We start from the raw sequence: 18,444 nt of genomic DNA, 5'->3' as shown, positions 1-18,444 counted from the left end.
GGCCGGAACACGCCACCCGCCCCGCCCGCGTACGCCCCGGCCGGCGCCCGCCGACTCCCGCGGCCGCCCCGACGGCGCTAGCGTCGGACCATGACCCTCACCCCGCCTGACTTCCCGCACGATGTGGCCGCCGTCCGCGAGGCCACCGACCGGCTCCTGGTCTCGGTGAGCAAGCTCGACGACACGGCGATCGGCGAACCGTCCCTGCTCCCCGGCTGGACCCGCGGCCATGTCCTCGCCCATCTGGCGCGTAACGCGGACGCCCTGGGCAATCTCCTGACCTGGGCGCGTACGGACGTGCGGACCCCGATGTACGCCAGCGCCGAGGTACGCGAGCGCGATATCGAACGGGGCGCCGGCCGGCCACTGGCGGCGCAGCTGGAGGATCTCCGGGAGGCCGCCGCCCGGTTCGACGCGGCGATGGAGGCGCTGCCGGAGGCACGCCACGGCTTCGAGGTGGAGATGCGCAACGGTGTCGTCGAGCGGGCCGACCGGCTGCCGCTGCGCCGGCTGACCGAGCTCGAACTGCACCATGTCGACCTCGGCGTCGGCCACACCGTCGACCAGCTGTCGCCCGCGTTCGTCGACCGTGAGCTGTACTTCCTCTCCGCGGTCAAGTTCGCCGGGCACCCGGATCTGCCCCCTCTGGAGCTACGGTCCGACGACGGCCGCAGGTGGCGCACCGGCCGCACGGCCACCGGACCGGATGCCACGGCCGCGCCGCTGGTGGTGACGGGCCCCGCGACCGCCCTGGTCGGCTGGCTCACCGGGCGCGGTGACGGCGGCGAACTGGACAGCCGCGGCAGCGAGCTGCCGAGCGTACCGCCGCTCTAGAGTGGTCCCATGGGCTACAGCGGAGCAGTGAAGGTCGGCGGACCGGCCGACGTGCACGAGCTGACCGACCTGATGATTTCCAAGGTCGCGGTCGGTCCGATGAACAACAACGCCTATGTGCTGCGGTGCCGGGCGACCGATGAGCAGCTGCTGATCGACGCGGCCGCCGAGCCGCGCACCCTTCTCGCGCTGATCGGCGACAGCGGCATCGGCTCCGTGGTCACCACCCACCGGCACGGTGACCACTGGGGCGCGCTGCGCGAGGTCGTCGATGCGACGGGCGCGCGGACGTACGCGGGGCGGTACGACGCCGAGGCCATCCCCGTCCCCACGGACGTGCTGGTCGAGGACGGCGACACGCTCACCGTCGGCCGGGTCCGGCTGACCGCGCGCCACCTGGTCGGGCACACCCCGGGCAGCATCGCGCTGGTCTACGACGACCCGCACGGCGCCCCGCATCTGTTCACCGGGGACTGCCTGTTCCCCGGCGGCGTCGGCAACACCTTCGGCAGCGCCGAGAACTTCGCCAGCCTCATCGACGACGTGGAACACAAGCTCTTCGGCGAACTCCCCGACGAGACCTGGGTCTATCCGGGCCACGGCAACGACACCACCCTCGGCGCGGAGCGCCCGCAGCTCGCCGAGTGGCGCAAGCGGGGCTGGTAGTACGGCGGACGGACGGCGGCGCCCGGCTCCCGCTCCGGAAGGAGGGGAACCGGGCGCCGCCGACGCCGTTCCTGGGGCCCTGGTACGGGCTCAGGCGTCGATGCGCTCCTTGGCCGTGGCCTCCGCCGCGGCCTGCTTCTTCGAGGCGCGCAGGCTGGTGATGGTGGTGACGACCAGGACGGCGCAGATGACGCCGAGGGAGACCGGAATGGAGATCTCCGGGACCGGCACCCCGGACTCGTGCAGGGCGTGCAGCACCAGCTTCACCCCGATGAAGCCCAGGATGACCGACAGGCCGTACGAGAGGTGGACCAGCTTCTTGAGCAGGCCCCCGATGAGGAAGTACAGCTGCCGCAGACCCATCAGGGCGAAGGCGTTGGCGGTGAAGACGATGTACGGGTCCTGGGTGAGGCCGAAGATCGCCGGGATGGAGTCCAGGGCGAAGAGGACGTCGGTGGTACCGATCGCCAGCATGACGATCAGCATCGGCGTCATCAGCCGCTTGCCGTTCTCGACGATGAACAGCTTGGTGCCGTGGTACGTGTCGGTGGACGGGAAGCGCTTCTCGACCATCTTGAGGAAGCGGTTCTCCTCGAACTCCTCGTCCTCCTCCTCGGCACGGGCCTCCTTGATGAGCTTCCACGCGGTCCAGATGAGGAACGCGCCGAAGATGTAGAAGACCCAGGAGAAGTTGGCGATGATCGCGGCGCCCGCGCCGATGAAGCCGGCCCGCAGCACCAGCGCGATCAGCACGCCCACCATCAGCACCCGCTGCTGGTAGGCCGCCGGAACCGCGAACTTCGCCATGATCAGCACGAAGACGAAGAGGTTGTCGACGCTCAGGGACTTCTCGGTGATGAATCCGGCGAAGAACTCACCGGCCGGTGCGGAGCCGCCGAACACCAGCAGCCCGAGTCCGAACAGCGCGGCGAGGGCGACCCAGACGCCGGTCCAGATTCCGGCCTCCTTGAGGGAGACCTCGTGTGGTTTGCGGCCGCCGATGAAGAAATCGGCGGCGATCAGGGCGCACAGACCAAGGATGGTCAGCACCCACAGGTTCAGGGAAACGTCCACTGCTCCTCCGGCAGAGTCGTACGGCACTCACAGCGTCGTCGCTGCCGGAGGTCTCTTCCGCCCCGTCCGCCCGAAGGGGACGGGGCCGACGCCCCGGGATCTCGTCACACTCGCAATCCGTGATGACGGGTACGTCGTAGCGGGAATACTCCCCTCCGCACAAAGAAGCGTAAAGGAAGACCAAGTAATAGTAAAGAGAAAGGTAAAGTGGCTGGTCAGGAGCCCTTTCGGGCGGACGCGACCCGCCCCAGCACCTGACGCACCACCTGACTGCCCTTCGGGGCGAGCGGGGGCTCGTACGTCCAGGCATGGCCGACCCAGGGGTCGGCGAGGTGCGCGTCGGGCACCGGGGTGATCCTCAGCAGGGAGCGCCACAGCGGGTCCAGGACCGGGCCGTACTCCCGGCTCTGGGCGCGGTCGGCGACCAGCATCAGATGCACGCCGACCGCCGGCCCCTCATCGGCCAGATAGCGGAGCCGGGTGAGGGCGCGGTCGTCGAAGCCGTGCGGGAAGTCGTGCACGATCAGCAGTTGCTCGGCGGTGTCGAGATCGGCCGGCAGCGCGTCCGCGGCGCGATGGCGCACGGCCATCTGGACGAGCTCCACCCGGCGGGTCAGCCCCTCCAGGACCGCGGCCACCCCCTTGGCGCCCGGGAGTGGGTACGCGGGCAGCGCACCGCTCTCCACCAGGGGCGCCAGCGCGGGCGCGGCGGCCCCGCCCGGGTCGATGACCTGGACCGCGAACTCTCCGGCGGGGTGGATGGCCAGCAGCCGGGCGGCGATCGCGACGGCCGTCTCCATGGCCAGGCGGCGCAGCTCGGCCTCGTCGGGCGGCCCGTCCGCGAGCGCGCCGGGCAGCTCCCGCCGCGCGATGTCGCGCTCCGGGCCGGGGCCGCCGCGGACACCGGCGTCGGGCCCGCTGTCGATCCACAGCCCGCGCTCCAGCGGGAGCCGGACCAGCATGGGGATGCGCAGGTCCAGCACCTCCGGGAGGTGCAGATCGCCCAGGCGCAGCGCCATCGGGCGCTCCAGGGGGACGTGGTAGCCCTGCCATACGGGGTTGTCCCAGCGGGCGAAGGCGGGCGGCAGCGCGGGCTCCACGACCTCCGACTCGGCCGTGAGCTGGGCGAGGTCGCGGTCGAGGGCGGCACGGGCCTGGGTGACGAGGGTGGCGTGCTTGTCGCGGGCGGTGGCGCGCGCGGCCTCGCCCGCCCTGCCGAGGCGGTCGCGCGGGTCGGCGAGGGCGCGGTCGAGCTCCTGCTCCAGGCGGGTCTCGGCGAAGTCGGTGGCGCTGCGGTAGGCGGCGACGGAACGCGCCAGGTCCTCGAACATGCCCCAGACCTGGTTGTAGAGCCGCTCGTCCATGCTCCAGCCGGCGGCGTCACCGGCCACCGGAAGCGCGGGGCCGTCCGGTGCGGCGGGGCCCGTGGCCGAGCGGGCCGGGCCGGCCGGCGGGGCGGAGGACGGGGCGGGGGCGCTGCGCCGGCGGGGGTGCCGGTAGTCGATGGGGCCGCCGTCCCCCGGGCCGGGCGGCAGGTCTCCGGCCTTGGTGCCTACGGCGGTCTTCGGCACCGCTCCGGTTCCGGGGCCTGCCGCGGCCCCGGCTCCCGTACCGGACGGTGTCGGTCCGTCAGCTGCCGTGGCGGGCGCGGGGGACGGCCGGTCCTGGGCGGGCGCGGCGTCCGGACCGGTGCCGGACCGTTCGGCGCGGCCGGCCGCCATGGGGGCGGGCGCGGGGACCGCACGGGCCTGGCCCAGGCCGACCGCCTCCTCGATCTCCGCGGCCAGCTCCGCCGCCTGCGGCAGCCCCTGGTCACGCAGCATCGCCGGGAGGCCGTCCGCGTAGCCCTGGCCCACCGCACGCACCTTCCAGGCGTCCTGCCGGCGGTAGAGCTCCACGGCGACGACGGCGGACTCGGTGCCCAGTCCGGTGATCGTGTAGCGGACGAGGCCGGTGCCGTCGAGGCCGGTGACCGCGACGGCGGGCGCGGCGGCGGCGCCGAAGGCGGCCAGCCCACCGATCCCGCTGGGCAGCGCCAGCAGCACACTGACCCGGTGGACGTCGGCGGGCAGCGCGTCGAGATCCACCGCGATGCGGTGCTCGGCGGCCGCCTGGCGGGGAACCTCGATGCCGGTACGGCGGGGCCGGCCCGGATGGGCCACCGCCTCGGCGCCGGAGAGCCTGCCCTGCTCGTCGCCGAGGGTGACCCCGGCCACGACGGGGCCGCCCGCCGTCACCCGGATCTCCACCCGCGTCCGGTCCAGTGGATGGTTCTGCCCCCGGACCAGCTCGGCCGTCATCTTCGTTCCCCCTGGTAGTGGTGGCGTTCCCCGGGCCGGACGCCGGGACCGGGCCCGGAACGGCGGCGCGGCCCGGTGCGCGCTGCCGCGAGGGTGGTGGCTAGAGGTGCGGCACGATCGCCGGTACGAGGTCCTGGAAGGTGCGGCCGACCGAGGGCTCGCCGATGGCGGTCATCTGCCAGCCGTTGCCCACCCGGTGCACCTTGGACATGACCTGTGCGGTGTAGTTGCCGCCGCCCGTGAGGGTGTAGCGGGCCAGCTCCTGACCGGTGGTCTCGTCCACCAGACGGCAGAAGGCGTCCTGCACCTCGGCGAAGGTCTGGCCGGTGAAGGAATTGACGGTGAACACGATCTGGTCGATGTGCACCGGCACCCGCGCCAGGTCGACCAGGATCGCCTCGTCGTCGCCGCCCTGACCCGCGCCGCCGACCAGGTTGTCGCCGGTGTGCCGGACCGCGCCGTCATCGCTGACCAGGTGCTGGAAGAAGACGACGTCTATCGGCTTCTTGTCGGCGAACAGCACCGCCGAGGCATCCAGGTCGATCTCGTTGGTCCGCCTTCCGAACAGGCCACGGCGCGGCGCCGAGCGCCACCCCAGCCCCATCCGCACCGCGGTCAGGGTTCCTCCGTCGGACTTCTGCAGGCTGATGCCCTGCCCCTTGGACAAATTGACCGACACGCGCCGTCCCCTCTCTCGTCTGTCCCCGCCCAGCATTCCGGCGGCCCTCCGACCCTACGCACGGCGGTGCGCCGGGGACGCACACGGCCCGCGTTTTGTGGCGCTTCTGCAACACACCGGTCCGCTGAGCACACCGCGCTCACGTGCGGCGATGCCCGCATCCGGCCGGAGCGGGCGCCCTGGACGGGACCGGCCGTGTACCGTTCCCGGACTCCCCCGCCGGCACCCGCCGGCCCGCCTACTTCACCCCGGCCTCCCTCATTTGCCGCAGCTCCTTCTTCAGTTCACCCACCTCGTCGCGCAGCCGGGCGGCGACCTCGAACTGCAGCTCCGCCGCGGCGGCGCGCATCCGCTCCGTCATCTCCTCGATCAGCGCGGCCAGTTCGGCGGCGGGACGGTCCGTCAGCTCCGCGCCCGCCTTGGCGCCCTTGCCCTTCGCCTTCTGGGCGCCGAGCGCCGGGACCGGTGCCTTGCCCTTGGCGTCCTTGGTCTCGGAGGCCTTGCGGTAGCCCGTGCCCAGCAGTTCCTGGGTGTCGATCTCCTCCCGGGCGATGGTGGCGACGATGTCGCCGATCTTCTTGCGGAGCGGCTGCGGATCGATGCCGTTCTCCTTGTTGTACGCCAGCTGCTTCTCCCGGCGGCGGTTGGTCTCGTCGATGGCCTTCTCCATCGCAGGGGTGACCTTGTCGGCGTACATGTGCACCTGTCCGGAGACGTTGCGCGCCGCACGTCCGATGGTCTGGATGAGCGCCGAACCGGACCGCAGGAAGCCCTCCTTGTCGGCGTCCAGAATCGCCACCAGGGAGACCTCGGGGAGGTCGAGGCCCTCCCGCAGCAGGTTGATGCCGACCAGGACGTCGTACTCACCCGATCGCAGCTCCCGCAGCAGCTCCACCCGGCGCAGCGTGTCGACGTCGCTGTGCAGATAGCGGACCTGGATGCCCAGCTCCAGGAAGTAGTCCGTGAGGTCCTCGGCCATCTTCTTGGTGAGGGTGGTGACCAGGACGCGTTCGTCCTTGTCCGTGCGCGTACGGATCTCGTGCACCAGGTCGTCGATCTGCCCGTTGGTGGGCTTGACCACCACTTCCGGGTCGACCAGACCGGTCGGACGGATGATCTGTTCCACGAAGCCGTCGCCCCGGGCGAGCTCGTACGAGCCGGGGGTCGCGGACAGATAGACGGTCTGTCCGATGCGCTCCAGGAACTCTTCCCACTTCAGCGGCCGGTTGTCCAGGGCGGACGGCAGCCGGAAGCCGTGCTCGACCAGGGTCCGCTTGCGGGAGGCGTCGCCCTCGTACATCGCGCCGATCTGCGGGACGGTGACATGCGACTCGTCGACGACCAGGAGGAAGTCGTCCGGGAAGTAGTCGATGAGGGTGTTGGGGGCGGAGCCGGGCTCGCGGCCGTCCATGTGCATCGAATAGTTCTCGATGCCCGAGCAGGAGCCGATCTGCCGCATCATCTCGATGTCGTAGGTGGTGCGCATCCGCAGCCGCTGGGCCTCCAGATGCTTGCCCTGCTTCTCCATCGTGGCGAGGCTGTCCGCCAGCTCGGCCTCGATGCCCGCGATGGCCCGCTCCATCCGCTCGGGGCCCGCGATGTAGTGGCTGGCCGGGAAGATGTACAGCTCCCGGTCGTCACTGATCACCTCGCCGGTGAGCGGGTGCAGGGTGGACAGCGCCTCGATCTCGTCGCCGAACATCTCGATCCGCACGGCCAGCTCCTCGTAGACCGGGAAGATCTCGATGGTGTCGCCGCGCACCCGGAAGGTGCCGCGGGTGAAGGCCACGTCGTTGCGGGTGTACTGGATGTCGACGAAGCGGCGCAGCAACTGGTCGCGGTCGATCTCGTCGCCGACCTTCAGGGGCACCATGCGGTCGACGTACTCCTGTGGGGTGCCCAGGCCGTAGATGCAGGACACCGAGGCGACCACCACGACATCACGCCGGGTGAGCAGGGAGTTCGTCGCGGAGTGGCGCAGCCGCTCGACCTCCTCGTTGATGGAGGAGTCCTTCTCGATGTACGTATCGGACTGCGGGACGTACGCCTCGGGCTGGTAGTAGTCGTAGTAGGAGACGAAGTACTCGACGGCGTTGTTGGGCAGCAGCTCGCGGAACTCGTTGGCGAGCTGGGCCGCGAGGGTCTTGTTGGGCGCCATCACGAGCGTGGGGCGCTGCAGCTTCTCGATCATCCACGCGGTGGTCGCCGACTTGCCGGTGCCGGTCGCGCCCAGCAGGACGACATCCTTTTCACCCCCGCGGATGCGCCGCTCCAGCTCGGCGATGGCCGCCGGCTGGTCACCACTGGGCTGGTAGGGGCTGACGACCTCGAAGGGCGCCACCGTGCGTTCGATCTTGGATTCGGGCCGCATGAGGTCCACGGTACGACCCAGCACTGACAATCGACGGGCCAAAGCTCCGACCTGCGGTTCTGCCGTGGGGGCGGTGCCCGGCGGGTGCGGGGCGAGCGGCGCCGCGGGGCGTTGAGGCGAGGGCGGCGAGGAGCGGCGACGGGCCCGCACCGCCGGGCTCGCGGTGCCCGGCGGACGCGGCACGCCGCGCGGCCTGGGCGTGCCCTGAGACGCCGCGCGGAGCATCCCCCGTCGCCGCCCGGCAGCCGGCCCTCGCGCGCGATCCGCCCGCACCCGGAACCCCGCCGCGCCGGGCCACCCTGCACGGCGTTCGACCAAAACCGGTCAGAAGCACGAGGGGTGACGCATCATCGGCCAAGATGCGCGGATGCCGTGGCTCCGGCAAGTTGGACGGCGTCGGAGCGTACGTCTGTGGCACGGCTGAACCGGGCATCCTGCAACTGCGCGACGCTCCACGGAAGACCGGCCACGTCCCGTTCAGGCCCCGGACACCACATGACCGCCTCCCGCTATGGCCAGGCTGCGAGCCTCTGTCCGCCCGATACCGGTTCCGTCACTTCACGTCAGCTCACTCCACGACGTCACGAGGAGTCCGTATGCGTATTCGCCCCGTTGCCACCGTTGTCGCCGGTGTGCTCATGGGTCTGTCCACGCTCGTCCTCTCCCCGACCGCCGTCCAGGCCGCGCCGGCCGGACACACCCCGCTGACGGTGGCCCACCGCGGCGCCTCGTCGATCGCGCCCGAGAACACCCTCGCCGCGATCGACGCGGCCGACCGGCTCGGATTCGAGTGGGTGGAGAACGACGTACAGCGCACCAAGGACGGCGAGCTGGTCATCCTCCACGACAACTCGCTCGCCCGGACCACCGACGTCGAGCAGGTCTTCCCCGGCCGCTCCCCGTGGAACGTCTCGGACTTCACGCTCAAGGAGATCGAGAAGCTGGACGCGGGCAGCTGGTTCGGACCGAAGTTCCGCGGGGAGCGGGTGCCGACCCTCGAGGACTACATGGACGAGGTCGAGCACAACGACCAGAGCCTCCTGATGGAGCTCAAGTCGCCCGAGCTCTACCCGGGCATCGAGCGGCAGACCCTCACGGAGCTGCGCCGCCTGGGCTGGCTGGACAAGGCCCACGTGAAGCGCCGTCTGATCACCCAGAGCTTCAACGCCGACGCCATCAAGAAGGTGCACAGCCTCCGGCCGGATCTCAAGACGGGCTTCCTCGGCAATCCGTCCGTCGCCGACCTCCCGAAGTTCGCGAAGTACTGCGACCAGATCAACCCGGTCCACACGGCGGTCACCCGGGAGTACGTCGCCGCCGTGCACGGCCTCAGGGGCCCGCACAACCGGGCGCTGGACCTGTACACCTGGACAGTCGACGACCCGGCGACCGTGGTGAAGGTCGCCGGTCTGGGCGTGGACGGCATCATCACCAACAAGCCCGACGTGGTGCGCGACGCCCTGGAGGACCACGCCAACGGCTGAGCACCTGGTGGCGGGGGACGGGAGGCCTGGGCGCCGGTCCGTTCCCCGTCGCGTTGTCAGTGGTGCGTCCTACCCTGATCAGGTGACGTATGCAGAGCGGGATTCCGGGCCGGCGACACGGCCGGACGCCGCGCCGGAGGCGGCGGCGCGGCGCGACTGGGCCTGGAGACGGCTGACGACCCCCATCGGTCCGCTGCTGCTCGCCGCGACCCGGGTGGGCCTGGTCCAGGTCGTCTTCCATGCGGACGAGGGGACCGCCCGCGGTGCGACGGCCCGTCTGGAGCAGATCTTCGGCGGCCCTCCGGTCGACGGGCTCCCGCATCTGACGACGGCCACCACCGAGCTGACCGCCTATTTCGCCGGGGAGCTGCGGTCCTTCACCGTCCCTCTGGACTGGTCGCTCTCCTCCGGTTTCCCCGCCCGGGTCCTGCAGGCCCTGGCCGACGGCGTCCCCCACGGCAGCGTGGTCGGCTATCAGGACCTCGCCGACCGGGTCGGGGAACCGGGCGCCGCCCGTGCGGTGGGTGCGGCGATGGGTTCCAATCCGCTGCCGGTCGTCGTCCCCTGCCACCGTGTCGTGGCCAGTGACGGCGGGATCGGCGGCTTCGGCGGCGGTCTGGAGACCAAGCGCCTGCTGCTGGCCCTGGAAGGTGTGCTGCCGGCTCCGCTCTTCTGATCCCGCCCGTCGTCCGGCCGCACCGAGGCCCGCACCTACGAAGGACAGCGTCATGACCCGTCAGATCGCCCTGCTCCGCGGCATCAACGTCGGCGGCCACAACACCTTTCCCAAGGCGAAGCAGCTGGAGCTGGCCGAGTCACTGGGCTTCAAGGACGTCTCGGTCCTGCTCCAGACCGGCAACATCGTCTTCGCCGATCCCGGTACGCCGCCGGAGGAGACGGCCCGGGTCATCCATGAGCGGATCGCCGCCGAGCTCGGCCTGACGGTGCCGGTCCTCGTCCGGACCGGTGACGAGCTGGCGGCCGCCGTCGCCGCGAATCCGTTTCCGCAGGCGGTGCCGGAGCCCAAGAGCCTTCATGTCACGTTCCTGTCGGCGGTGCCGGCCGACACCTCCCGGCTGGACGCGCTCGACGCGGCCGCGTTCGCGCCCGACCGGTACCGGCTGATCGGGCGCGAACTGTATCTGTGGTGCCCCGGCGGTATCGGCCGCTCCAAGCTGGCCGACGCGGTGAGCCGTGCCCCGCTGGGGGTCACGGCCACCGCCCGTAACTGGAACACCGTCACCAAGCTGCTGGCCCTGGCGACCGGCTGACTGCCCGGCGGCTTCAGCGCCAGCCGTGGCGCTCGCGCAGCCGGTTGGTGACCAGGTTGAAGCGGCCCCGGTCCAGGGCGCAGGCCTCGCGCCGCATGCCGGCCGGGTGCACCCGCAGTACCCGGTCCACGGCCACCCATGAGTCACGCCCCGCGCGGTCCCACGGGCCGGCCCCTATCGGCACCCACTCCCGGTCGTTGTTGTGGCGCTTGCTGGACAGCTGGACGGCCAGCAGCGTGCCGCCCGTCTCACGGGCGACGACCAGCACCGGCCGGTCCTTGCCGCGGCCGTCGTTCTCCTCGTAGGGCACCCAGGTCCACACGATCTCGCCGGGGTCCGGATCGCCGTCCGGGTCCGGCGCATAGGTCATCTTCACGGTGCCGACCGAGCGCGGCCGGGCCTCGACGGTGGCGGTGGGGCCCTGGCTGCCGGGCAGCACGGCGGGCTCGTCGGATGCAGGGATGGAAGTCACGGGGGCCACGCTAACCGCCGTCGTGCGCACGGCTGTCAGCGGTCCAGGTCCGGCCGCCGCACGGTGGGTTGTCAGTGGTCGGCCTTACGGTTTTTCACAGTGAGGGAAGGCCGTCGGAAGGGCAGGCGCTCAGCCCGGTCCGCTCCAGGCCGGCCGGCGGGGATCGTCGGCCCGTACGACGACATCCGCCGCTTCCTCGGGCCGGGTCTCGGCCTCGTAGCGCGCGAACGCCGGCAGCGTCCAGCGCTCGCCCTCCGGGGTGCGGCGGGCCAGCGCCGCCGGTGACAGCTTCAGGTGGACGGAGAGATCGAAGGGAAACCAGTGACCGAGCAGCAGCGGACCGTGCAGCAGCAGGACGCCGCCGGGCGGCAGCGCCACGTACGCGCTGCGGGTCGCCCGGTCCGCCACCGGATCCCACAGGTCCGGGAGGACCCGCCCGGTGCCGCCCGGCTCCAGCGGCCGGAACACCTCGCGCCACAGCGCCTGCCGGTCGAACCACTCGTCGTGGAAGGCGTCCGGGTCCTCCCGGCCGTATTCGAGCCGCAGCGAGGCGGGGCGCAGAAAGCCGAAGGCGCCGGCCTTGTGCACCGCCCGTCCGCGCAGCCGCAGCGCCTCGGCGAGCCGGGCCGCCAGATCACCGGGAGCGGCCGCCGGAGCCCCGTCGACCGCCACCCGCAGCCAGGGGCTCCCGTCCTTCGCCGGCATCGCGGCGAGGCGCTCGGCGAGCGCTTCGGTGAGTCGTTCCCAGGTGATCGCTTCGAGCCGCACCCCGCCATTCTGCACGGCGGCCCGGCGCGGGGCCGCGCGTCAGGCCTGGTCCGCGTCCGGCCGGGCCGCTCCGTGGCGGCTGAGTTCGGCCGCCGCCTCCTTCGTCGCCTCGATGACCTCGTCGGGGGCCACCGGCATCACCGACTTGAGCTTGAGGAGCAGGACCGCTCCCATGATGGAACCGTCCCAAATGACCGGCGCCGCACAGGAGTTCCAGCCGGCCATGCACTCCTCGTACCCGAGCGCGTGACCGAGGTCGCGTACCTCCGCGAGGGACTCCAGCAGCGCATCGTTGTCGCTGTAGACGCCGGGTCCCGCCTGGTCGGGCACGGGCTCGGCCAGTACCCGCTGCTGGAGCACCTCCGGCAGGTAGGCGAGGATCGTCCGCCCGGAGGCACCGGTGCGCAGGGAACGCGTCACGGACAGCACATCGCGCGGTGTCATGCCCAGCTCCGCGAGGTCGGAGTCGCCGACGGCCATGTCGACGCACTGCCGTTGGGCGCCGGAGAACGGCGCCACCATGTAGAGGAACGCCAGCCCGCCGTCGGTGGCCGTCCGCAGGTCGCGGAGCACCGCCTGGGAGATCCCGCCGTCGAGCCGGTGGTCGAGGGCGGTGAAGGCGAGCTGCGCGGCCGAGGTCCGCAGCCGGTAGAGGCCGCGGTCCACCCGCTCGAACATGCGCTGGTAGATGCCGGACTGCAGGATGCGGTAGACGACGGAGTCGTCCAGGCCGGTGAACTCCGCGATCTCACCGGGCCCGTGAGCGGACCCGCCCAGCTCGGCGAAGGCGGTCTGCACGAGGAAGACCCGCTCGGCATGGCCGGATCCCGACGCCCGGGAGCCGTTGGCCGAAGCGCCCTTGGGCGTCTGACGCGCCGTCTTGGAGTGGCCCGCGGAACGCGGCGCCACACCGGTGGCGGGCGCGTCGGACGGGGCCGGCGAACCCGTGGCTGTGGTGCTGTGACCCATCGTGTGCTCTCTCCCCTGGCAGTGTTCGGCACCCGGAGGCGCCCGGTATGTGCGGTACGGGCCGCGCCCGTTGGCCGCGGCTCCCGTCGGACGGCCCCCGGCCGCGCTCCGCCGGCCCTTCCGGTCCGGCGCACCGGGCCGTCCGCATCAACGCGTGACGTCCAGCGCGAGTTTCCCGGTCCGGGTCCGGGCGGCCAGCTCGTGGTGGGCCCGCGCGGCCTCGCCGAGACCGTAGAGGGTGCCGGTCTGCGGCGTGAGGGTGCCCACGGCGACCGCGTCGAACAGGGCCCGCATGGACGTCGGCAGCGCCGTACGGTCCGCGTAGAGCTGCGGCAGCCAGAAGCCCGAGACGGTGATGCTGCGCTCCATCAGCTCCCGGGTGGGCACGCTCGCCAGCTCGCCGCCCGCGTACCCGTACACCGCGAGCCGGCCGCGCGGCGCGACGGCGGCGAGGGTCCGCGCGAAGGTGGCGCCCCCGGTCATCTCCAGTGCCGCGTCCACGGGACCGCCGGCCGCCTCCAGGATGCGCTCCGTCAGATCCTCGGCGGTCGAGTCGACCACCGCCTGGGCGCCCCATTCCCCGGCCAGTTTCCGCTTTTCCGGGGACCCCGCGAGACCGATGACCTTGGCGCCGGCGTGCGCGGCGAGCTGCACGGCCAGCGATCCGACGCCGCCCGCCGCGGCCGGCACGACAACGGTCTCGCCCTTGGTGAGGCGCAGCGAGGTGAACAGCAGATGCCAGGCGCTGTTGCCCTGGAGGGCCAGCGCGACGGCCTGTTCGTCGCTGATCGCGTCGGGGACGTCCCAGGTGACGCGGCGGTGCAGCAGCGTCCGTTCGGCGTATCCGCCGCCGCGGCACAGTCCGACGACGCGGCGTCCGCCGTCCACGGTCCCCACGACCTCGTTCCCGGGTACGTACGGCAGCTCGACGGGCGCCAGATAGGAGTCGCCCCGGACGTGCACATCCGCGTAGTTGATGCCGGCCAGGGTGACGTCGACCAGCGCGTGGCCGCCGCGTGGTGCGGGCTCGGGCACGTCCTCAAGACGCAGCACGTCCGGGCCGCCGAATTCTCGCATCACAATCGCGCGCACGACTCTCCCTCGGGTTCTCCGGTGCGGTGCCCGCACAGGGTAGGCACGGCGGCCAACTGCCCGCGGGCGCCCGATCATTTCGCGCCAACCATGCGGGGCTCCGGGCCCCGTGGCCCCTCTTCCCGCGAGGTTTTCCCGCCCGCTTTCTCGTGGTGCGAGAAAGCGCCAGGGCGGTTTCCGCCCATTGCGCCGTTTTGTTGCGCATCTACCCAGCGGTATCCCGCGGGTGGCTGCCTCGTGTCTCTCGCTCAAACCCGGCTGTCGGATGTGATCGACGCCGCCTACGATCCGGAAAGGTGTCCGCCGTTGACCAGATGTGACGGCAGCGTCCCCCGGGGCGGAGCACGCTCCGCGAGGCAGTTGTGCCCGCCCCTCGCGTCCGGTCCGGACGGGTGGCGGAGGAGGACGTGGCTGTGCACTGGGCGGGGCGGGCACGGCCCGAGGGGGAATCATGATGGGGAAATCGGGGGGCGGCAGGCCGGCGTTCGCGCCGGCCTGCCGGGACCCACAACGAGCTCAACTGCTGCCGGCGGCACCGCTGCGCATCCTGCGGACCGCCTCCACGGCCCTGCCGTCCTCACTGGCGGCCACCGTCACAGCTTCCTTCACGGCTTCCTTCACGGCCGCCACCGAGGCCGTCATCGCCGCCGCCCGCCGGCGCTCCCGACCGTATGCGGCACCGCCCTTCCTGGACGTGCCGCGCCCCCACCGGGGAACGGCGCTCCGCCGCCGAGAAAGGGACTGCCCATGAACGCGCTGAGCAGCAACGGGCTCGAGTTCACCCACCCTTACCTCGCCGTGGTGCTCGGCGGTGGCTTCACGGGCATGCTCGCCGCCGCGGCACTGTCCGAGCACGCCGATGTCATCGTCGTCGAGCGGGACCGGCTGCCGCGGACCCCCGCCCGCTCCACGGATCTCCCGCAGGCCCGGCACGCGCAGCTGCTGACGGCGGACGGCGCCCGGCTGATCGAGGCCCTGCTGCCCGGCAGTGCCGCGCGCTGGTGGGCCGAGGGAGCCCGCCGGCTGCCGTTACCGGCGGAGTTCACCGGCCGTGTCCCCCAGGGCAGGCCGAGCCGCCGGGCGCGTTCCCGGTTTCTGCTCGCCTGCTCCCGCGACCTGCTCGACCGGGTCGTCCGCCGGCAGGTGGCGGCCCTCCCCGGAGTGACCGTCCTCGACGGCACCGAGGCGACCGGACTGACCGGCACCGCGGAACACATCACCGGCGTACGGGTCCGGGACACCACCAGCGGCGCCGCCTCCCTCCTGGATGCCGATCTCGTCGTCGACGCCACGGGCCGGCACTCCACCACCCGCGAGCGGCTGACCGCGCTGGGACTGCCCTCCGCACACGAGGACGTGGTGGACTCCGGGATCGTCTCGGCGACCCGGGTCTTCCGCGCCCCCGAGGGAGCGGAGAACTGCCCGGTGCTCACCGCCCGTTCGGCGCTCACCGGCCCGTTCCCCGCTCCTGGTGGCCCGCGCCGCCCGGTTCCCGGTAAGACCGCGACGCTGCTGCCGATCGAAGGCGGCCGCTGGCTGGTCACGCTCACCGGCGCCGGGGACGACCGGCCCTCCGAACACGCGGGCCGGTTCGCGCCGTTCGCCCGGCATACGGGGCACGCCGTCATCGGCGACCTCATCGCCGGCGCCGAGCCGCTGAGCGAGGTCCGGCTGACCCGCGACACCACGGACCGGCGGCGGCGCTATGAGCAACTGACCTCCTGGCCCACGGGGTTCATCGTCCTGGGGGGCGCCGTGACGTCGCTCGCCCACGACTGCGGGCAGGGCCTGTCCCTCGCCGCCCACGGTGCCGCCGCGCTGCGCGGGGCACTGCGACGGCACGGAATGGACGAGCCGACGCTCGCCCGTAAGGTGCAGCGGACCCTCGGGCGCCTCGTCCAGGAGCCCTGGTCCGTGGCCACCGGCGAACCGCTCCCCTCCGCCGCAGCCCGCCGCGCCGTCCGCCGCTCCTTTGTGGACGTCCTCGCACCCACCGCCCCCACGGCTCCGTCCCTGCGGCCGGGCGCCACGCTCCAGCTGTTCCTGGGGCCGGCACGGTTGCGTCCCGCGACCGCTGGTGCGGCGGGCCGGCAGGCGTCGCCGGGGCCGGTTGCGGCACCGCTGACGGCGGCGTCCGGAGGCCTCGACGTCGGTCCGCACACTGCGACGCCGGACGGTGCCGCCTCGGCGCTCTCGGCGCAGCCGGCCACCGCGCTCTCTGCCGTGCCGCCCACGACGGGACAGCCTCCGGCCCCGCCCCACCGGCCTGCCTCCGTACCCACTCCGCGCCGCCTCCCCCGCCCGCTGGGCTTCGGGCCGCGGGCACTGCGCCGGATCGGCGGGACGACCCGACGGAAACCGGCCGGCGACTGAGGGCGTGCCCGAGCGCCGTGGCGAACGCGGTCCCTCGGCTCCTGGGCGGCACGGCCCCGCCGACCGCCGCGTCACCCCTGGCATACGGCGGCCGCCCCGACCCTCCAACGGGCCATCGCCCTCGCCGAGTACGGACGCCGGCCCCTTCGCCCTCCGGTCACACCTCGCCGCTGGCCGTGGTCTCTTGGGGTGGTACCGGAACGCCCAGGAGGCGGTGGGCGAGGGCGAGCGGTGCCCGGTGGTCACGAGTGGGGGCGGGGGCCGTGGCGCGGTGCGTCGGGAGGCGTTCGACCGTCGTGGTGCCGGTGTCGGACTCCAGGGCCGGTGCGTAGCCGGCGGCGCGCAGCGCGTCCAGGGTGGCGGCCGGCTGTCGGGCGCTGACCAGGACGGTCGGCGCGATGGCGCGCAGCCCGAGTCCCTGGAGGGCGCGGTGGGCGGCGAGTTCCTCGACGAGGGCTTCGTCGTCGGAGCGGATGCAGCAGGCGGCGGGCAGGACGCGCATCCGGCCGTGGGCGCGGGCGGCGTCCCGGACCAGGTAGTCGAGCGGCTGCGGCAGGGTGCCGGTCGCCGAGGCGCGGGTGAGGTCCTCCAGGAGGGTGTCGGCGGTGTGGCCGGTGTCCAGTGCGCGGCGTACGGAGTGCGGGGTGAAGCGCCAGGTCACGGCGTGGCCTTCGGATTCGCGGTCGGCCGCGGAGGCGAGCAGTGCGGCGAGCGCGGCGGCGGGTCGGCCGGGTACGACGGCGGTCAGATCGGCCTGGAAGTGGGCCTGTTCGAGGAGCGGTGGCAGCAGATCGGCGAGCGGCCGGTCCAGCGACCGCGGGTCGGCGAGCAGTGCGCGGCCGAGTGGGGTGAGGGTGCCGTGGGCGACGAGGCCCAGGTAGGCGGCTTCGTGGAGGGTGTGGGCGGCGCGTTCCCCGGCCATCGGCTGGTGGGTGACGGCGAGGGGGCGGTGCCAGTCGGCGGCCCGGAGGAGATCGTTCCAGGGGGTGTGGCCGCCGCTCTCCTCCGGAGGTTCGGTGAACGGCAGGGCGGGAAGCGGCGCTCCCGCCCCGTTGGGGACGGTGGCGAGGGCGGCGAGGAGGGCGTGCCGGAGAGCGGGTGCGTACCTGTCGTGGCCGCGGACCAGGGCGGTCGGGGTCTCGCCGAACGGGGTGTGGGTGGGGATGTCCCACAGCTCTGACCAGGCGGCCAGGACGGGGGCGAGGCGGGCGCCGGGCGGGCGGCCGAGCCAGTCGTCGTAGGCGCCGGTGGGGAGCGCGGTGATGCCGGACGGGGTACGGGTCAGCGCGATCAGGTCGGCGGCGAGTGCGAGGTCGAGGAGGAGTCGGGTGTGCGGTTCGGTGGCGCCGGCGGCCTTCGCCAGCCGTTTGATCTCCCGTACGGTCAGCCCGCCCGACTTGCGCAGCGCGGCGGGCTGCGTCGCCAGAGAGGCCAGCAGGCGGTCCAGGGTGGCGGCGAGTGTCGCCGCGGCGGCCCGGGATTCGTCGTCGAGCGAGGTCGGCGGGACGGCTGCGGCGGGCGTCGCGGGTCCCTCGGGGCCGTCCGGGGTGGGCCGCGGAGCGTCGGGGGCGAACGGACCGGGGTCGTGGGAGGCGAGGAGTTGCGGGGTGCGGGGCGGGACCACGATCGCGCCGTCCTCGGCCGGCGCGGCGAGTCCGTCGTCGTAGAGGGCCTGCAGGGCGCTTTCGGCGGCGGTGCGGGCGGGGCCGGCCGGGGTGGTGCCGAGGACGGTGAAGACGTCCTCGGGCGGCACGGGTTCGGTGGCCAGGTGGGCGAAGGACAGCCGGTGCGCCATCAGGGACTGGTAGTCGGCGCCCGGGGCGGGTGCGGCGGGGCCGGGGGCGGCGCGGCGGACGCGCTCCTGGCTGATGCGGGCGGTGGCGGTGAGCACCTGGAGCCGGGGGTGGTCCAGGTGCAGCACGAGTTGGTGGAGTGCCTCGTAGGACCACAAGGCGCTTGCCAGGCCACGCAGTTCGGTGGGGGCGGGGCGGCGGGCGAGCGGCTCGGCATGGCGGGTGAGGAGTGCGGCGAGCTGTCCGGGGGTGCGCCGGGCGAGGGACCGGGTGAGTGCGTCGAGACCTTCCACGGCGT

General features: G+C 72.9%; 15 protein-coding genes. 6 read left to right on the top strand and 9 right to left on the bottom strand.

What is annotated here, in order from left to right:
* The first annotated feature begins 90 nt into the window (after positions 1-90).
* Together ACFW5B_RS15640 and ACFW5B_RS15635 are read left to right on the top strand one after the other, a co-directional pair.
* Positions 91-834, top strand: coding sequence for a maleylpyruvate isomerase family mycothiol-dependent enzyme (locus ACFW5B_RS15640; RefSeq protein WP_386439107.1), 744 nt, complete (start codon positions 91-93; stop codon positions 832-834).
* A gap of 9 nt (positions 835-843) precedes the next feature.
* On the top strand, positions 844-1,500 hold the full coding sequence (locus ACFW5B_RS15635; protein WP_386439105.1) for an MBL fold metallo-hydrolase: 657 nt from the start codon (positions 844-846) through the stop codon (positions 1,498-1,500).
* A gap of 90 nt (positions 1,501-1,590) precedes the next feature.
* Here the strand turns inward: ACFW5B_RS15635 and ACFW5B_RS15630 are convergent, their stop codons facing one another.
* The 4 genes from ACFW5B_RS15630 to uvrB all read right to left on the bottom strand — a co-directional run bounded on the left by ACFW5B_RS15630 (position 1,591) and on the right by uvrB (position 7,924).
* Positions 1,591-2,574, bottom strand: a complete 984-nt coding sequence (locus tag ACFW5B_RS15630; RefSeq protein WP_386439103.1) for a TerC family protein — start codon at positions 2,572-2,574, stop codon at positions 1,591-1,593.
* Between the two features lie 215 nt (positions 2,575-2,789).
* Positions 2,790-4,874 (bottom strand): TerD family protein, encoded by a 2,085-nt coding sequence (locus ACFW5B_RS15625; protein WP_386439102.1) that lies wholly within the window; start codon positions 4,872-4,874, stop codon positions 2,790-2,792.
* A 100-nt stretch (positions 4,875-4,974) separates the two neighbouring features.
* Positions 4,975-5,553 (bottom strand): TerD family protein, encoded by a 579-nt coding sequence (locus ACFW5B_RS15620; RefSeq protein WP_386439100.1) that lies wholly within the window; start codon positions 5,551-5,553, stop codon positions 4,975-4,977.
* A 238-nt stretch (positions 5,554-5,791) separates the two neighbouring features.
* On the bottom strand, positions 5,792-7,924 hold the full coding sequence (uvrB, locus tag ACFW5B_RS15615; RefSeq protein ID WP_386439099.1) for an excinuclease ABC subunit UvrB: 2,133 nt from the start codon (positions 7,922-7,924) through the stop codon (positions 5,792-5,794).
* A gap of 596 nt (positions 7,925-8,520) precedes the next feature.
* Here uvrB and ACFW5B_RS15610 point away from each other — a divergent pair.
* The 3 genes from ACFW5B_RS15610 to ACFW5B_RS15600 all read left to right on the top strand — a co-directional run bounded on the left by ACFW5B_RS15610 (position 8,521) and on the right by ACFW5B_RS15600 (position 10,679).
* Positions 8,521-9,408 (top strand): glycerophosphodiester phosphodiesterase, encoded by an 888-nt coding sequence (locus ACFW5B_RS15610; protein ID WP_386439097.1) that lies wholly within the window; start codon positions 8,521-8,523, stop codon positions 9,406-9,408.
* A gap of 82 nt (positions 9,409-9,490) precedes the next feature.
* Positions 9,491-10,084 (top strand): methylated-DNA--[protein]-cysteine S-methyltransferase, encoded by a 594-nt coding sequence (locus ACFW5B_RS15605; protein WP_386439095.1) that lies wholly within the window; start codon positions 9,491-9,493, stop codon positions 10,082-10,084.
* A 52-nt stretch (positions 10,085-10,136) separates the two neighbouring features.
* Entirely contained in the window at positions 10,137-10,679 is a 543-nt protein-coding gene (locus ACFW5B_RS15600) for a DUF1697 domain-containing protein (RefSeq protein ID WP_386439093.1), read from the top strand.
* Between the two features lie 13 nt (positions 10,680-10,692).
* Here the strand turns inward: ACFW5B_RS15600 and ACFW5B_RS15595 are convergent, their stop codons facing one another.
* The 4 genes from ACFW5B_RS15595 to ACFW5B_RS15580 form a co-directional block, all read right to left on the bottom strand.
* Complete coding sequence (locus tag ACFW5B_RS15595) at positions 10,693-11,151, bottom strand: type II toxin-antitoxin system PemK/MazF family toxin (RefSeq protein ID WP_386439090.1); 459 nt, start codon at positions 11,149-11,151, stop codon at positions 10,693-10,695.
* A 129-nt stretch (positions 11,152-11,280) separates the two neighbouring features.
* Entirely contained in the window at positions 11,281-11,919 is a 639-nt protein-coding gene (locus ACFW5B_RS15590; RefSeq protein WP_386439088.1) for a uridine kinase, read from the bottom strand.
* Positions 11,920-11,958: 39 nt separating this feature from the next.
* Entirely contained in the window at positions 11,959-12,888 is a 930-nt protein-coding gene (locus ACFW5B_RS15585; RefSeq protein ID WP_386439086.1) for an IclR family transcriptional regulator C-terminal domain-containing protein, read from the bottom strand.
* A gap of 147 nt (positions 12,889-13,035) precedes the next feature.
* Positions 13,036-13,980, bottom strand: a complete 945-nt coding sequence (locus ACFW5B_RS15580) for a zinc-binding alcohol dehydrogenase family protein (protein WP_386439083.1) — start codon at positions 13,978-13,980, stop codon at positions 13,036-13,038.
* Positions 13,981-14,727: 747 nt separating this feature from the next.
* Between ACFW5B_RS15580 and ACFW5B_RS15575 the strand changes: the two genes are divergently transcribed.
* Complete coding sequence (locus ACFW5B_RS15575) at positions 14,728-16,353, top strand: FAD-dependent monooxygenase (protein WP_386439080.1); 1,626 nt, start codon at positions 14,728-14,730, stop codon at positions 16,351-16,353.
* Between the two features lie 157 nt (positions 16,354-16,510).
* Here the strand turns inward: ACFW5B_RS15575 and ACFW5B_RS15570 are convergent, their stop codons facing one another.
* Positions 16,511-18,439: a helicase-associated domain-containing protein gene (locus ACFW5B_RS15570; RefSeq protein ID WP_386439077.1), complete on the bottom strand. Its 1,929-nt coding sequence runs from the start codon at positions 18,437-18,439 to the stop codon at positions 16,511-16,513.
* Between the last annotated feature and the right edge of the window lie 5 nt (positions 18,440-18,444).

The sequence above is a fragment of the Streptomyces sp. NPDC058773 genome (assembly GCF_042746015.1).
In the GTDB taxonomy this organism is placed as follows: domain Bacteria; phylum Actinomycetota; class Actinomycetes; order Streptomycetales; family Streptomycetaceae; genus Streptomyces.
The sequence above is the reverse complement of the archived record's forward strand: the minus strand, read 5'-3'. Positions and strand labels throughout refer to the sequence as shown.

Coding starts and splice junctions, on each gene's coding strand:
- ACFW5B_RS15640 (WP_386439107.1), top strand. CDS start 91: ATGACCCTCACCCCGCCTGACTTCCCGCACGATGTGGCCGCCGTCCGC.
- ACFW5B_RS15635 (WP_386439105.1), top strand. CDS start 844: ATGGGCTACAGCGGAGCAGTGAAGGTCGGCGGACCGGCCGACGTGCAC.
- ACFW5B_RS15625 (WP_386439102.1), bottom strand. CDS start 4,874: ATGACGGCCGAGCTGGTCCGGGGGCAGAACCATCCACTGGACCGGACG.
- uvrB (WP_386439099.1), bottom strand. CDS start 7,924: ATGCGGCCCGAATCCAAGATCGAACGCACGGTGGCGCCCTTCGAGGTC.
- ACFW5B_RS15610 (WP_386439097.1), top strand. CDS start 8,521: ATGCGTATTCGCCCCGTTGCCACCGTTGTCGCCGGTGTGCTCATGGGT.
- ACFW5B_RS15600 (WP_386439093.1), top strand. CDS start 10,137: ATGACCCGTCAGATCGCCCTGCTCCGCGGCATCAACGTCGGCGGCCAC.
- ACFW5B_RS15585 (WP_386439086.1), bottom strand. CDS start 12,888: ATGGGTCACAGCACCACAGCCACGGGTTCGCCGGCCCCGTCCGACGCG.
- ACFW5B_RS15575 (WP_386439080.1), top strand. CDS start 14,728: ATGAACGCGCTGAGCAGCAACGGGCTCGAGTTCACCCACCCTTACCTC.